The organism is Rhodovarius lipocyclicus (assembly GCF_009900765.1).
Taxonomy (GTDB): domain Bacteria; phylum Pseudomonadota; class Alphaproteobacteria; order Acetobacterales; family Acetobacteraceae; genus Rhodovarius; species Rhodovarius lipocyclicus.
In genome coordinates, this window is the sequence record NZ_JAAABL010000015.1 from 38,760 (window position 1) to 53,485 (window position 14,726).

The following is a 14,726-nucleotide window of genomic DNA, read 5'->3' on the forward strand; positions in this document are numbered from 1 at the left end:
TGCAATTTAGGAATAGAGCTGGCATGGCGGCTGCAAGGTGATGTCCGACACTGAAGGGACATCGCCATGACCACACTGATCGCCGCTTCCTCCGCCGCCCCGGTTCGTCTGAACGCCGACGCCCATGTGGGCATGCTGGGCTATGCCCTGCGCTCCGGCGTGTTCCTGGCCGGGGTGATCGGCCTGTTCGTGATCGCCGGCTTCTGAGGCGCCTCCCCCCTCCCTGGGAGCGTATCGCGTCGCAAATCGCGAAAAATGCGGGCCTGGCACTGGCATGCCGGATGCATGGCCCGCCGCGACGCCAAAAAGGACGCCGCCATGACCAGACTGATCGCCGCCTCCCAGGCCTTGCCCACCCGCCGCAACGGCGGACGGCGTTCCGGCGGCCTGCGCTATGCCATCGGCGCGCTGGTCTTCCTGGGCGTGGTGGTGGGGCTGTTTCTCATCGCCGGCTTCAGGCTCTAGAGCCATGATCCCCGCCGCCGGCACAGGGCCGCGGTCCGATTGGGTGCCCCAGCGGGCCACCGAGAGGGTCGCCCAGAAGGTCATTGACCGGACGCGGGCGAAAATGCGACCTCTCTTTGCCGTGAGCGCCATCGACCCTTCCATCGCCGGACAATTGGCCGAGGACCTTCCGCCCGAGGTCTTCCGCCGCATCATTTCCACCTTCGAGGCCGACCTGTCGCGCCTGACCGGGGAGCTGACGGCCTCCGCCAGGCTGGGCGACACCAACGGCTATCTGCGCGCGGCCCACAGCCTGGCCGGCGCCGCCGCCGCCGTGGGTGCCCGCAGGCTGGAGGTGGAGGCCCGCCTGGCCATGGACCCGGCCCAGCCGGCCCCGCCCGCCGAGGTGCTGCCCCGGCTGTCCATGGAAAGCCGGGCCGCGTTGGAGGAGCTGCATCAGCTCGCCCGTGCATAGGGGCCCGCATCGATGACTGAGCCCGCCGGGCGCATCCTGCTGGTCGAGGACACGCCGACCCAGGCGGAGGTGGCCAAGGCCATGCTCGCCACCATGGGCCATGAGGTGCGCCACGCCGCCACGGGGGCGCAGGCCCTGGCCATTGCGCAGGAATGGCCGCCCGACGCCGTGCTGGTCGATCTGGACCTGCCCGATTTCTCCGGCTTCGAGGTGATGCGCCGGCTGAAGGCCAGGGGCAGCAAGGCCGCGCTGATCGTGCTGACCGTCAACAACAGCGTGGACACGGTGGTGGAGGCGATGCGCGAGGGCGCGATGGACTTCATCGCCAAGCCCTATGGCAAGGCGCGGCTGAAGGTCACGCTGGACAACGCGCTGGAAAACCGCGCCCTGCGCGCGGAGCTGACGGCGGTGAAGGAGCAGCTGAGCGGCTTCGTCGCCGCGGCCGCCAGCCCGCCGCCCCGCCGGCATGGCGGCGACCGGGCCAGCCCCCTGCGCTATGCCATCGGCGCGCTGATCTTCCTGGCCGCCGTGCTGGGGCTGTTCTTCATCGCGGGCTTCAGCTTCGGACCATGAGCGAGCCCTCCGGCCGCATCTTGCTGGTGGAGGACACGCCGACCCAGGCGGAGGTGGCCAAGGCCATGCTGGCCGCGCTGGGGCATGAGGTGCGCCACGCCGCCAACGGTGCCGAGGCGCTGGGCATCGCCCAGGACTGGCCGCCCGACGCGGTGCTGGTCGATCTGCAATTGCCCGATTTCTCCGGCTTCGAGCTGATGCGCCGGCTGAAGGCGGAAGGCAGCGAGGCCGCGCTGATCGTGCTGACCGCCAATGGCAGCGTGAACACGGCGGTGGAGGCGATGCGCGAGGGCGCGATGGACTTCATCGTGAAGCCCTATGGCAAGGCGCGGCTGAAGGTCACGCTGGACAACGCGCTGGAGAACCGCGCCCTGCGCGCGGAATTGACGGCGGTGAAGCTGCAGCTGCACCGCGGGCGGTTCTTCGGCTTCGTCGGTGCCTCGCCGCCGATGCAGGCGGTGTACCGCACCATCGAGAGCGTCGCCCCCTCCCGCGCCAATGTGTTCATCACGGGCGAGAGCGGCACCGGCAAGGAACTGGCGGCCGAGGCCGTGCACAAGGCCAGCCCCCGGGCCAAGGGGCCTTTCGTGGCGCTGAACTGCGGCGCCATCCCCAAGGACCTGATCGAGAGCGAGATCTTCGGCCATGTGAAGGGTGCCTTCACCGGCGCCACCGACAACCGCGCCGGCGCCGCCCGCCAGGCCGAGGGCGGCACCCTGTTCCTGGACGAGATCGGCGAGATGCCGCTGGACATGCAGGTGAAGCTGCTGCGCTTCCTGCAGACCGGCAGCTTCCAGCCCGTGGGCGCCGCCCGACCGGAAAAGGCCGATGTGCGCATCGTCTCCGCCACCAACCGCGACCCGCTGGCGGAGGTGGAGGCCGGGCGCTTCCGCGAGGACCTGTATTACCGCCTGTATGTGGTGCCCATCGCCCTGCCGCCCCTGCGGGAGCGCGGGGAGGATGTGCTGCTGGTCGCCCGGCATTTCCTGGCGCAATTCGCCAGGGAGGAAGGGCGGAAGTTCCGTGCCTTCTCGCGGGAGGCGGAGGCGGTGATCGCGGCCTATCCCTGGCCCGGCAATGTGCGGCAGTTGCAGAACGCCATCCGCAACGTGGTGGTGCTGCATGACGGCGATGCCGTGACGCCGGAGATGCTGCCGCCCCTGCCCGCGCCCCATGTGGCCCCGCCCGCGCCGCCGCCGAGGGAGGAGCCGCGCCCCGCCCCGGCGGCCCCGCCGCCCGTCGAGGCGCCGCCCCCGGTTTGGTCCGCACCGGTTTGGTCCGCCCCGGCCTGGACGCCCCCGGCGCCGGTGGCGCCCCCCGTGATCGAGCCCCTGGCGCAGGTCGAACGGCGGTGCATTCTGGCCGCTCTGGACCACACCGGCCAGGATGTGCCAAAGGCTGCGGCATTGCTGGGGGTGAATCCCTCCACCATCTATCGCAAATTGGCGGCGTGGCGCTCGGAACCGGCCGGGCCCTAGTTGCTTTCCGCCGCGTGCCGGGCCATCCATGCCCGCCGCGTCATGCCTGTGGGAGTTGCCGTCGTGACCTATGTCGTCACCGAGAACTGCATCAAGTGCAAGTTCATGGATTGTGTGGAAGTCTGTCCGGTGGATTGCTTCTATGTGGGCGCCAATTTCCTGGTGATCCACCCCGATGAGTGCATCGACTGCGGCGTGTGCGAACCCGAATGCCCCGCCGAGGCGATTTTCCCCGACAGCGACGACAAGACCGCCGACTGGCTGGAACTGAATCGCACCTACGCCGCGCAGTGGCCCAACATCACCCGCAAGGGCGAGCCCCCGGCGGATGCCGAGGAATGGAAGGGCAAGCCCGGCAAGAAGGATCTGCTGGACCCGGCGCCCGGCAAGGCCTGACGCAAAGGCCCGGGGAGGGGGCCGGACGGCCACCTCCCGGGTGCCCCGCCTGCATGGATGCCATGCGGCACGCGCCGCATTGCCGGTTCCGCCCGATGGCGCCACATAATCCTCCATGCGCCCGAACCGCCCCATCTACCTCGACCATCACGCCACCACGCCGATCGACCCGCGCGTGCTGGCCTGTATGCGCCCGTGGTGGGAGGAGAACTTCGCCAACCCCGCCAGCGTCGAGCACGGCATGGGCCGCGCGGTGGGCGAGGCCGTGGAGGAAGCCCGCGCCCATGTGGCCGAGTTGATCGGCGCGGGGCCGATGGAGATCATCTTCACCTCCGGCGCCACGGAATCGAACAACATCGCCATCAAGGGCGCCGCCCGCTTCGCCGGCACCGAGGGCCCCCGCCGCGTCATCACGCTGGCCACCGAGCACAAATGCGTGCTGGAGAGCGTGAAGGAGCTGGAGCGCGAGGGTTTCGAGCCCGTGATCCTGCCCGTGCGCCCCGATGGCCTGGTCGACCTCGACCTGCTGCGGGAGGCACTGGCCGTGCCCACCCTGCTGGTCTCCGTCATGGCGGCCCACAATGAGATCGGCGTGCTGCAGCCGCTCGCCGAAATCGGCGCCATGGTGAAGGAGGCCGGCGCCGCCTTCCATGTCGATGCCGCCCAGGCCGCGGGGCGCATCCCGCTGGATGTGGAGGAGATCCGGGCCGATCTCGTCTCCCTTTCCGGCCACAAAATGTATGGGCCGAAGGGGGTGGGGGCGCTGTATGTGCGCCGGCGCCCGCGCATGCGGCTCGCGCCCCTGTTCTCGGGCGGCGGGCAGGAGCGGGGCTTGCGTTCCGGCACGCTGCCCGCGCCGCTGCTGATCGGCATGGGTGAGGCCGCGCGGATCGCCGCCGCCGAGGGCATGCTGGACAGCGGCCGCATCGCCGGCCAGCGCGACCTGTTCCTGGAGACGCTCTCGGCCCTGGTGCCGGGCCTGCGGGTGAATGGCAGCCGGGAGCACCGGGTGGCCGGCAATCTGAACCTGACATTCCCAGGTGGTATCGACGCCCAGGCGCTGATGCGCGCCGCCCCGGATGTGTGCGTTTCCTCTGGCTCCGCCTGCTCTTCCGCCTCGATCGAGCCCAGTTATGTGCTGCGCGCGATGGGTATCCCGGAGGATGAGGCCCGTGCCACCTTGCGCGTGGGGCTGGGTCGCTTTACCTCGCCCGCCGAGGCCAGCCGTGCCGCCGAAATCCTTGGCGCGGCCTGGGCTCAACTGGTAGCCACCCGACCTCAAGCTGCGGAATAGGAAGCCCATGCCGAAGATGGTGTTCATCGAGCGCGACGGAACGCGCAAGGAAGTGGAAGCCCCCTTGGGCCTCTCCGTGCTCGAGATCGCGCATCGTCATGGTGTTGATATCGAAGGGGCGTGCGAAGGCAGCCTCGCCTGCGCCACCTGCCACGTGATCGTGGACAGCGGCTGGTTCGCCAAGCTGGCGGCGCCGACCGAGGATGAGGAAGACATGCTCGACCTCGCCTTCGACCTGCAGGAGACCTCGCGCCTGGGCTGCCAGATCGTGATGACCGAGGCGCTGGACGGGCTGACCGTCAAGCTGCCCGGCAAGGCCTGAAGGCGCGATGGGCGCCTGGAACGATTACGGGCGCCCCGGCGGGCTGTACCGGCGCATGCGCGACGCCTGCGCCGAGGAATGGCAGGCCTATACCTGGCACCCCTTCGTGCGCCAGCTGTCGGCCGGCCAGCTGCCGCTGCCGGCCTTCCAGACCTATCTGGTGCAGGACTACCTGTTCCTGATCCATTTCGCCCGTGCCAAGGCGCTGGCGGTGGTGAAGGGCGAAAGCCTGGCCGCCATGCGCGGCAAGGCGGCGGCCGTGCTCGCCATTTTGGACGAGACAAAGCTGCATCTGAAATACTGCGCCGGATGGGGGCTGGATGAGGCCGCCGTCGTCGCTACCCCCGAAAGCACCGAGACGGTCAGCTACACCCGCTGGGTGCTGGACCGCGGCCTGCATGGGGATATCCTGGACCTGGAAGTGGCACTCGCCCCCTGCACGGTGGGCTATGGCGAGGTGGCGCTGCGCATCCTGGCCGACCCGGCCCGCCAGGCCGAGGGCCATGCCTATCAGAGCTGGATCGACACCTACGCCGCCGAGGATTACCAGGCCCTGGCCCGCGCCGCCGCCGAGCGGCTGGACGCGCTGGGCGACAGCCATGGCGGCGAGGCGCGCTTCGCCTCCCTGGCGCGGGATTTCCGCGAGGCCGCGCGGCTGGAGGCGCGCTTCTGGCAGCAGGGGCTCGATGCCTCATGAAGATCCTGGTCGCCATGTCGGGCGGGGTCGATTCCTCGGTGGTGGCGGCATTGCTGCATGCTGAGGGGCATGAGGTGATCGGCGCCACGCTGCAGCTGTACGACCATGGCGCGGCGGTGAAGAAGAAGGGCGCCTGCTGCGCGGGCCAGGACATCCATGATGCCCGCCGCGTGGCCGACCATATCGGCATCGCCCATTACGTGCTGGACCGCGAGGAGCGCTTCCGCGAGGCCGTGATCCAGGATTTCGCCGATACCTACGCGCGCGGCGAGACACCCATCCCCTGCATCCGCTGCAACCAGACGGTGAAGTTCACCGACCTGATCGAGCTGGCCGCCGATATGGGCTGCGACGCGCTGGCCACCGGCCATTACGCCCGGCGCCTGGATGGCCCCGCCGGCCCCGAGCTGCACATGGCGGCCGACCCCACGCGCGACCAGTCCTATTTCCTGGCGCACACCACCCTGGCGCAGCTGTCGCGCACGCTGTTCCCGCTGGGCGGCATGGACAGCAAGGCGGAGGTGCGGGCCCTGGCCGCGCAGTACGGCCTGCCGGTGGCGGAAAAGCCCGACAGCCAGGACATCTGCTTCGTGCCCACCGGCGACTACAGCGCCATCGTCGCCCGCCACCGCCCCGATGCGCTGGAGCCGGGCGAGATCGTGGACGAGCAGGGCCGCGTGCTGGGCCGGCACCAGGGCATCGCGCGCTATACGGTGGGGCAGGGGCGGGGCTTGGGCATCGCGGCCGGCGAGAAGATTTTCGTCACCGCCATCGACGCGCCGCGCCGGCGCATCGTGGTGGGGCCCAGGCCCGCGCGGGAGGGGGAGGCGATCACCTCCGCCGAGGTGAACTGGCTGGTGCCGCCGCCCGCCGGTGAGTTCCGCGCGATGGTGAAGCTGCGCGCGCGGGAAGCGGCGCACCCGGCCACGCTGACGGGCGATGCGGGCCATGTCTCGGTGCGGCCGGATGCGGCCAGTGTCTCGGCCCCCGGGCAGTCCGTCGTGGCCTATGACGGCACGCGGGTGCTGTGCGCGGGCGTGATCCGGGGCGGGGCGGCGTTGACAGGCACGGCAGGCCAGAATACACGCTCGGCCACCGTGGTGGTGTAGCTCAGCTGGTTAGAGCACGGCACTCATAATGCCGGGGTCGGCGGTTCAAGTCCGCCCACCACTACCACCCCTTTTCATCCAGAAGCGGCAGCCGGGGCACGCCACGCATCGCGTGCGCGCCCCAGGCCTTTCGCATCAATCCGCGGCGATGCCGTTGCCGCGCACGGTCACGGTGCTGACCGAGCACAGGTCGATGCCCCGGCGCTCCACCGAGCGGCCATTGTCGAACACCACGCGGAAGTCATAGCGCCCGCCCGGACGCGGCTGGTAGCTGGCCTGGCGGCCGGCCGGCAGCACGTTGCTGCCCAGGCGGTCGTTGCCCCAGTTGGAGCTGTTGGCGCTGCTGAAATACAGCTCGTTGATGGTGGTGCCGGAGGCATTGACCAGCGTGAAGGAGGTGTCGCACTGCGCGAAGGCAGGCGAGGCCATGGCGGTGACAGCGGCGATGGCGGCAGTGGCGAAGAAGCGACGAAGCAAGATCTTTCTCCTTGGATGGTATCAGCGCGAGGGCTGATGGAGAAAATCCATACGCTGCCATCCCCGAACAAAAAATGTGCGCGGAGGCCGTCCGTGTTGTATTTTTAAAATTAAAATCAGTAAATGTTGATGCGGTCCCGCGATCGGGCGCTACTTCAATTCCAGGGCATTGTGCGCCACCGCAGTCCGGCGGGGGCCTCATTCAAACGGGTTATTCCGCCGCATCCTTTGTCCTGACATCCATGTTCGCCACCCGGCCAGGCACGGTCCGCGGCTCATACACCGCCAGCCGCGCTTCCAGCCCCGCCTGCTCACCGGATTCGTGGCTCAACGCCTCCATCATCCGTTGTGCCAGCGCATCGCTGGTCAGGTCCTCCGTCACCGCCGACAGCGCCACCGCCATGCCCATGCGCCGTTCCAGCGCCGTGCGCAGCTCCATGCCGCCCAGGCTGTCCAGCCCCAGCCCCGGCAGCGGCGCGTCCGGCGCGATGGACCCGGGCGGCAGCCGCAGGATGCGCCCCAGCTCCGCCCGCACGGCGTCCCGCAGCAGGGGCAGGGCCTCGCCCTCCGGCAGGCCACGCACCTTGGCGGCCAGGTCGGCGCCCTCGCCCTCGGCTTCCACCGCCAGGCCGCTGCGCACCGCCTCGAAGACGGGTTCCTTCAGCACCGGCAGCGCGCCGGCCGCCTGCTGCCACTGGATACGCGCCACACCGGCCACGGCCAGGCCGCTGTCCAGGATGGCGGGCAGGGTGGCCAGGCATTGCGCGGCGGGCAGCGCCACGGCGCCCAGGCGGCGGCCCAGCCCGGCGGCGGTGGCGGCATCGGCCGCCAGCACGCCAGCATCCAGGATGGGCCCCCAGCCCACGGCCAGGGCCGGGCGGCCCTGGGCCTGGCGGCGGCGCGCGATCGCCTCCAGCCCCGCATTGGCGGCCACATAGGCCGCCTGGCCCGGGCTGCCCACCGGCACGGTGGCGGAGCTGAACATCAGGAACATCCGCAGCGGGTCGGCCTCGGTCAGCGCGTCCAGATTCCCGGCGACCGACAGCTTGGCGGCCAGCACCCGGGCCACCCGCGCGGGTTCCAGCGCGGCGGCCGTGCCGTCGTCGAACACGGCGGCCGCGTGGATCACCGCGGTGATCGGGCCCATCTCCGCGCGGATTTCGGCCAGCGTGGCATCCAGCGCCGCGCGGTCCGTGGCGTCCACGGCAAAGGCGCGGGCGCCCTCGCCCAGGGCGGCCAGCGCCTCGGCCGCGCCCGGCGTGGCCCCGCCCCGGCGGGAGAGCAGGGCAAGCCGCCCCACCCCCAGCCCATGCAGCCAGCGCGCGGCGGCATGGCCGAAGCCCTGCACGCCGCCCACCACCACCGCCACGCCCTCACCAGGGTGCCATTGCGGGGCGGGTTGGGCCTGGGCGTTGGCGGGGGGCGTGATCACCAGCTTGCCGATATGGCTGCTGGCCTGCAGCGCGCGGAAAGCGGCGTCCACCTCCTCGGCGGCGGTCACGGCGAAGGGCAGCGGCTGGAAGGCCCCGCTTTCCAGCCGCTCCGCGATGCCGGCCAGCAGCCGGGCGGCCACCGCCGGGCGCGCGCGCGGCAATTCGTCCACATCCACCGCGAAATAGGTCACGTTGCGGCGCATCGGCCGCAGCGCCACGCGGCGGTTCTCGGCATAGTCGCGCTTGCCCAGCTCGATGAAGCGCCCGAACGGGTTCATCAGCGACAGGGTGCGTTCCATCCCCTCCCCGGCCAGGGAGTTCACGGCGACATCCACCCCCTCGATGCCGGCGGCGCGCAGCGCATCGGCGAAGCCTGGGTCGCGGCTGTCCAGCACCAGCTCGGCCCCGGCCTCCCGCAGGAAGGCGCGCTTGGCCGCGCTGCCGGCGGTGGCGACCACGCGGGCCCCCGCGTTCAGCGCCACCTGCAACGCCGCGAGCCCCACCGCCCCGGCGCCGCCATGGATCAGCACCACCTCGCTGGGGTCGATCCGCGCCATTTCCTCCAGCGCGTAGACCGCCGTCATGAAGGCGACGGGCACGGTGGCCGCGGCGGCGGGCGCCAGGCTGGCGGGGCGGCGGACCAGCGCGTCGGCCCGCGTCAGCACCCGGGCGGCGATGGCGCGCGGAGCGAAGCCGAACACCGCGTCGCCGACCCGCCAGGGGCTGTCCGGTCCCACCGCCTCGACCACGCCGGCGCATTCGATGCCCAGCCCCGGCCCGGCGAAGCCCGGCAGCAGCGTTTCCTCCGGCAACAGGCCCTGGGCCCACATCACATCGCGGAAATTGAGGCCGGAGGCCTCGACCCGCAGCAGCACCTCGCCGGGGCCAGGCGCGGGCGCCGCGGGCATCGGCACCCAATGCAGGGAGGACAATTGCCCCGGATGCGCCACCGCCAGCATGCGCGGCCCGGGGGCGGGCGGCGGGGCCGGCAGGCCGGGGCGCAGGCGCGGCACCAGCCTCGCACCGGGGGCCAGCGTCACTTCCGCCTCGGCCTCGTTCTCGGCCAGCAATTCGGCCAGCAGGCGGCGCGCGGCCTCCTGCGGCGGCAGGCCGCGCGCGATGTCGATGCGGCGCAGCTTCAGGCCCGGCATCTCGTTGCACAGCACCCGGGCCATGGCCTGGGCGGCGGCGGAGCCGGTGCCGTGTTCCGCCCCCAGCGTCACCAGCCGCATGGCGGCCACGCTGCCCTGGGCGGCGGCGGCCAGATGCGCGCAGGCCGCCAGCTCCCTCGGCAGGGCGGTTTCGGGCGGGTCCATCAGCACCACCAGATGCGCGCCCTGCATGGCGCGGGGCGCGATCTCCCCCGCCCTGGCCAGCTCGGCTGGGCCGGGCAGCACCTCGCCGCCGCGCGTCTGGATGGCCTGGGCCAGCTCCGCGCGGGCGGGCATGGCCCCGGCATCGGCCAGCAGCAGGAATTTGCGCGCGGGCAGCGGCACGCGCACGGGCACCGTGGGCGCGGCACGGCCCGCCAGCAGGGCGGCGGGCAGCACGCTGCTGGCCATGCGCCGCACCTGTGCATCCTGCCAGCCGGTCTCGGCCAGGGCCTGGTTCCAGCCTCCCTCGTCGGGGGGGGCGCCGGCTTCCCAGCCGGCGGCATCGCGGCCCAGCGTGAAGTCCCAGACCGGGCCGGGCAGGGCCTCGGCCAGCAGCAGGGCGCCGCCGGGTGCCACGGCCTGGCGCAGCGCGGCCAGCAGGCCCAGCCCATCGCGCAGGCGCAGCCCGGCCAGCAAGCCCACCACCAGATCCGCCTGCAGCGGCGCCGCTTCCTGCCCCAGCGGGTTCCAGGCGGAGGTGGCGAATTCCACCCCCTCGCCCGGCGCCTGGGGCGGGCGGCCTTCCGGCAGGCTGGCGGCGTGCAGGATCACGCGGCGGCCGCTGGCGGCCAGCGCCTGGGCCAGCCGGCGCGTCAGCGGTCCGGGGCCGGCGCCCACCTGCAACACGCGGAAGGGCCGGCCCTGGGGCCAGCTTTCCGCCATCCGCGCCGCGCCCTCGGCCAGCAGGGCCGACAGGGTCTCGAAACTCGCGGCCTCGGCCGAGGGCCAGGCGGCGGCGCCGAGGCGGTGTTCCGCCGCCTCCGCCAGCCAGGCCAGCTCATGCGACAGGGCCGGCTGCTCGATCAGCACCTGGCGCCAGATATCGGCGCGCGGGGGCAGTTCCTCCGCGCCGTCCTCTCTGTCCCCGTCCTTCTCCGCCCCGTCCTTTTCTGCCTCGGCGGCGGCGACATAGCCTTCCAGCAGCAGCGCGGTTTCCGAGACATCCCCCGCCGCGTCGCGGGTCATCAGCGCGGCCAGGGCGGGGGCGGGGTCCAGCGCCGGCCCGGGCTCCGCCAGGGCGGAGGCCGGGGGCAGGGCCGGGATCTGGCGCAGATGGAAGATATCCTGCGCGGCGTCGGCATGGTGCGGCAGGCGCAGCTTCTGCACCCAGCAGCCTTCCAGCACCGCCACCGGTTCCTGCGCGCCGTCGCGCAGCACCAGATCGGCCGAGGCCGAGCGTTCGCCGCGCACCGTCAGGCATATATCGGCGCTGACGGCGGCGGGCGCGCCGCGCCGCACCACCAACCGCGTCATGCGCACGGGCACGAAGCCGTGCCCGGCCTCGATGCCGCCATCCTCCAGCAGGCCGATCATGCCTTGCATGGCGCCGTCCAGCCGCACCGGATGCAGCAGGAAGGGGGTGTCCTCCGGCGCCTCGGCGGGCAGGGAGAGGCTGGCGCGGGCGCTGCGCGCGGCCGCGTCGATCGCCAACCGCGCCACGGGGCGGAAGGCCGGCCCGTAATCCAGACCGGCGGCGGAGGCAGCGGCCACCAGATGCGCGGTGTCGATCGCGCGCGGGGCCTCGGCCGGCAGGGCCGCGCCGGAGGCCGGCAGGCGCGGCACCTCCGCCACCCGACCGCGCGCATGCAGGCCCCAGGGCTCGTCCGAGAGGCGGCGGCGGGATTCCAGGGTGAACTGGCCGTCCTCATCCAGCCGGCTGCGCAGCTGGCGGGTGCGGTCCTTCTCCAGCGGCAGGGCGCGCAGGATCTGGAACTCGCTCACCTCCAGCGCCGCGGCGTCGGGGTGGCGGGCGGCGCCGGCGGCCAGCGCCATCTCCAGCATGCCGGCGGCCGGGAAGACGGGTTCGCCCGCCAGCTTGTGGTCCGCCAGCCAGGGTTCCAGCATCAGGTCCAGGTCGCGCACCCATTCGCGGGCCTCGGGCCCCTGGCGGAAGCCCAGCAGCGCATGGTCCCGCACCGGGTCGGCGAAGCGCAGCCGCTCCGCGCTGTGCGGCATGGGGGTGGGCACGCGCTCCAGCGGTGCGGCCGGCAGGCCCTGGCGCAGGGTGGGGCCCGCGAAATGCGCGGCCTCGCGCGGGTCCGCGCCCTGGGCGGTCGCGCGGTCCGCGATGGGGGGAAAGGGGTCCCCCGCGCTGTCCCGCTTGGAAAGGGTGGAGCCGAAGCCCGCCTCGCTGCCCGCCGCCCGCAGCCCTTCCCGCAGATAGGATTGCAGCACCGGGTTGGGGCCGATTTCCAGGAACAGGGCGGGCTGGAAGGCCAGCGCCCGTTGCAGCGCGGCCGAAAAGCGCACCGGCTCGCGCAGGTTGCGCCACCAGTAGGCGGCGGTGCACTCGCCGGCCTCCAGCACTTCTCCGGTCACGGTCGAGACGATGGGGATGCGCGGCGCGCGGCCCTTCAGCCGGCGCAGATCGGCCAGCAGCCCGCCCCGCACCGGGTCCATGTAGCTGGAATGGAAGGCATAATCGAGGCCGAGGGGGATGAAGCTCCAGCGATGCTCGCGGGAGGCGATGTCGAGCCGCGCCAATGCCTCCGGCGGGCCGGCCACGGTGATGGCGCCGGGGGCGTTGATCGCCGCGATCTCCAGCGGCCGTTCCCCGGGCATGGAGCATGCGGCCAGCACCGGTGCGGCCTGTTCCGCGCCGGCGCCGAGCGCCGCCATGCGGCCCTGGCCGCGCGTGCTGTGCTGGTGCTGGCTGCGCGCCACGATCAGCCGGCAGGCGGCCGGCAGGCCCAGCATGCCGCAGGCCCAGGCCGCCGCCACCTCGCCCACCGAATGGCCCAGCACCAGAGCGGGCCTGATGCCCTGCTCGGCCAGGGCGGCGACCACGCCGACCTGCACGGCGAACAGCAGCGGCTGGGCGCGGTCGGTGGCGGCCACCGTCTCGGCATCCGCGCCCTGGGCCAGCACCCGCGCGACGGACCAGCCGAGCAGCGGTTTCAGATGGGTGTCGGCCTCACGCACGGCGGCGCGGAAGGCCGGGTTCCGCAGCATGGCCGATTGCGCCATGCCCGCCCATTGCGCGCCATTGCCGCTGAACACGAAGGCCACGCCCTGCCCGCGCGGGGCGGTGCCGTGGAAGGCGCCGGGCACGTCCTCATGCCGGGCGAATTCGCCCAGCCGGGCCGAAAGCTCCGCCGCCGTGCCCGCGCGCAGCGCCAGGCGGTGCGCCAGCCAGTCCCGGTGGCGCAGCTGGCCGCGGATCAGCCCGCCCGCCTCGGTGGCGGAGGCACCCGCGAGCCGGTCGGACCAGGCCCGGGCCAGGCCGCGCAGCGCGCCCTCGGTGCGGGCCGAAAGCAGCAGCGGCGGCAGGGCGCGCGCCTGCGCGGCGGCGGCGCGCGGCCGCGCGGGCCCGGCCGTGACCAGCACGCCCGCATTGGTGCCGCCGAAGCCGAAGCTGTTCACGCCCAGCACCGCGTCGGCCCGGCCCGGCAGGGGCTGCGCCTTCGCCGCCACCTTCAGCCCCAGCCGGGCGAAGTCGATATGCGGGTTGGGCGTGTCGAAATGCAGGCTGGGCGGGATCCGGCCATGGCGCAGCACCAGCAGCGCCTTGGTCAGCCCCACCAGGCCGGAGGCGGCCTCCGTATGGCCGATATTCGTCTTGGCGGAGCCGATGAGCAGCGGCGCCTGGGGCCCCGTGCGGCGGGCCGTCACGGCCTCGGCGATCGCGTGCGCCTCGATCGGGTCGCCGGCGGCGGTGCCGGTGCCGTGCGCCTCGTAATAGCGGATGCGGGCGGGATCGACGCCGGAACGCTCGATCAGCCCCGAGATCAGCGTCGATTGCGCCTTCTGGTTCGGCAGGGAGAGGCCGATGGTGCGCCCGGCGGCGTTCACCCCGCTGGCCAGGATCACGCCATGCACGGTGTCGCCATCGGCCAGCGCGTGGTCGAGCCGCTTCAGCAACATCACCACGCCGCCCTCGGCGCGGACATATCCGTCCGCCCTCGCATCGAAGGCATGGCAGCGCCCGGTGGGGGAGAGCATGGACGCCCGCGCGAAGCCCCCGAAGGGCAGGGGGCTGAGCAGCATGTTCACCCCGCCCACCACGGCGGCGGGGATGCGCCCGGCCGACAGGGCCTCCGCCGCGTGATGCAGGGCGACGAGGCCGGAGGAGCAGGCGGTGTCGATGGTCTGGGCCGGGCCGCGCAGGTCGAACACGTTGGTCACGCGGTTGGCCACGATGGACAGCGCCGCGCCGGTCATCATGTAGCGGTCCGCGCTGGACGGGTCGAACTGGCGCAAATCGCTGTGATCGGTGGTGCTGACGCCCATGTAGACGCCCAGCTCCCGCCCCGCGACGCTGGCCTCGGGCCAGCCGGCATCCTCCAGCGCCTCACGCACCAGTTCCAGGATCAGGCGCTGCTGCGGGTCCGCCTCGGCCGCTTCGCGCGGGGAAAGGCCGAAGGCGGCGGCGTCGAAATCATGCACCTCCCCCAGCGTGCCGGCGGCGTAGGTGTAGCTGCGCCCTGGCTCTCCGCGGCGGGGATGCAGCCAGAAATCCTGGTTGAACCGGTCCTTGGGAACGGTTGTGACGGCATCGCGCCCTTCGGCCAGCAGGGACCAGAACGCCCCCGGATCGGGCGCGCCCGGCAGCCTGCAGGCCAGGCCAACCACGGCCACGGCCTGTTGTGCGGGGGTCGCGGCTGTCGCGTCGGGGCGGGGCCTGACGGTCATGCGCGGGTTATAACGCCATGATG

Annotated in this window: 12 protein-coding genes and 1 tRNA gene; 11 read left to right on the forward strand and 2 right to left on the reverse strand. The window is 72.5% G+C overall.

Annotated features, from left to right (window positions below; translation table 11 throughout):
- Positions 1-66 precede the first annotated feature (66 nt).
- From GT007_RS12140 to GT007_RS12190, 11 genes are all read left to right on the forward strand, one after another.
- Entirely contained in the window at positions 67-207 is a 141-nt protein-coding gene (locus GT007_RS12140; protein ID WP_160121882.1) for a hypothetical protein, read from the forward strand.
- Positions 208-318: 111 nt separating this feature from the next.
- Positions 319-465: a hypothetical protein gene (locus tag GT007_RS12145; protein ID WP_160121883.1), complete on the forward strand. Its 147-nt coding sequence runs from the start codon at positions 319-321 to the stop codon at positions 463-465.
- A 121-nt stretch (positions 466-586) separates the two neighbouring features.
- Entirely contained in the window at positions 587-919 is a 333-nt protein-coding gene (locus GT007_RS12150) for an Hpt domain-containing protein (RefSeq protein ID WP_160121884.1), read from the forward strand.
- Positions 920-931: 12 nt separating this feature from the next.
- Positions 932-1,492, forward strand: a complete 561-nt coding sequence (locus tag GT007_RS12155; protein ID WP_160121885.1) for a response regulator — start codon at positions 932-934, stop codon at positions 1,490-1,492.
- Positions 1,489-2,970, forward strand: a complete 1,482-nt coding sequence (locus GT007_RS12160; protein WP_160121886.1) for a sigma-54-dependent transcriptional regulator — start codon at positions 1,489-1,491, stop codon at positions 2,968-2,970. The genes GT007_RS12155 and GT007_RS12160 overlap by 4 nt, the downstream gene beginning before the upstream one ends.
- A gap of 63 nt (positions 2,971-3,033) precedes the next feature.
- Complete coding sequence (gene fdxA, locus GT007_RS12165; protein ID WP_160121909.1) at positions 3,034-3,366, forward strand: ferredoxin FdxA; 333 nt, start codon at positions 3,034-3,036, stop codon at positions 3,364-3,366.
- Positions 3,367-3,481: 115 nt separating this feature from the next.
- The gene (locus GT007_RS12170; RefSeq protein WP_160121887.1) at positions 3,482-4,660 is read left to right on the forward strand and encodes a cysteine desulfurase family protein; all 1,179 of its coding nucleotides are present in this window, start codon (positions 3,482-3,484) and stop codon (positions 4,658-4,660) included.
- 7 nt (positions 4,661-4,667) lie between these two features.
- Complete coding sequence (locus GT007_RS12175) at positions 4,668-4,982, forward strand: ferredoxin family 2Fe-2S iron-sulfur cluster binding protein (RefSeq protein ID WP_160121888.1); 315 nt, start codon at positions 4,668-4,670, stop codon at positions 4,980-4,982.
- 7 nt (positions 4,983-4,989) lie between these two features.
- Positions 4,990-5,679, forward strand: a complete 690-nt coding sequence (locus tag GT007_RS12180; RefSeq protein WP_160121889.1) for a TenA family protein — start codon at positions 4,990-4,992, stop codon at positions 5,677-5,679.
- On the forward strand, positions 5,676-6,788 hold the full coding sequence (gene mnmA, locus GT007_RS12185) for a tRNA 2-thiouridine(34) synthase MnmA (RefSeq protein WP_160121890.1): 1,113 nt from the start codon (positions 5,676-5,678) through the stop codon (positions 6,786-6,788). Before GT007_RS12180 ends, mnmA begins: the two co-directional genes overlap by 4 nt.
- Positions 6,779-6,855: transfer RNA gene (locus GT007_RS12190), tRNA-Met, on the forward strand. The genes mnmA and GT007_RS12190 overlap by 10 nt, the downstream gene beginning before the upstream one ends.
- 68 nt (positions 6,856-6,923) lie before the next feature.
- On the opposite strand, the gene GT007_RS12195 is transcribed toward GT007_RS12190, so the two are convergent.
- Both GT007_RS12195 and GT007_RS12200 read right to left on the reverse strand, forming a co-directional pair.
- A complete protein-coding gene (locus GT007_RS12195) occupies positions 6,924-7,265 on the reverse strand; it encodes a hypothetical protein (protein ID WP_160121891.1) in 342 nt (113 codons plus the stop codon).
- A 211-nt stretch (positions 7,266-7,476) separates the two neighbouring features.
- Complete coding sequence (locus GT007_RS12200) at positions 7,477-14,703, reverse strand: type I polyketide synthase (RefSeq protein WP_160121892.1); 7,227 nt, start codon at positions 14,701-14,703, stop codon at positions 7,477-7,479.
- Positions 14,704-14,726 lie beyond the last annotated feature (23 nt).

Bases quoted from the DNA above. Each gene is read 5' to 3' on its own strand.
- GT007_RS12140 (WP_160121882.1), top strand. From the start codon at position 67: ATGACCACACTGATCGCCGCTTCCTCCGCCGCCCCGGTTCGTCTGAAC.
- GT007_RS12145 (WP_160121883.1), top strand. From the start codon at position 319: ATGACCAGACTGATCGCCGCCTCCCAGGCCTTGCCCACCCGCCGCAAC.
- GT007_RS12155 (WP_160121885.1), top strand. From the start codon at position 932: ATGACTGAGCCCGCCGGGCGCATCCTGCTGGTCGAGGACACGCCGACC.
- GT007_RS12160 (WP_160121886.1), top strand. From the start codon at position 1,489: ATGAGCGAGCCCTCCGGCCGCATCTTGCTGGTGGAGGACACGCCGACC.
- GT007_RS12170 (WP_160121887.1), top strand. From the start codon at position 3,482: ATGCGCCCGAACCGCCCCATCTACCTCGACCATCACGCCACCACGCCG.
- GT007_RS12175 (WP_160121888.1), top strand. From the start codon at position 4,668: ATGCCGAAGATGGTGTTCATCGAGCGCGACGGAACGCGCAAGGAAGTG.
- GT007_RS12180 (WP_160121889.1), top strand. From the start codon at position 4,990: ATGGGCGCCTGGAACGATTACGGGCGCCCCGGCGGGCTGTACCGGCGC.
- mnmA (WP_160121890.1), top strand. From the start codon at position 5,676: ATGAAGATCCTGGTCGCCATGTCGGGCGGGGTCGATTCCTCGGTGGTG.
- GT007_RS12200 (WP_160121892.1), bottom strand. From the start codon at position 14,703: ATGACCGTCAGGCCCCGCCCCGACGCGACAGCCGCGACCCCCGCACAA.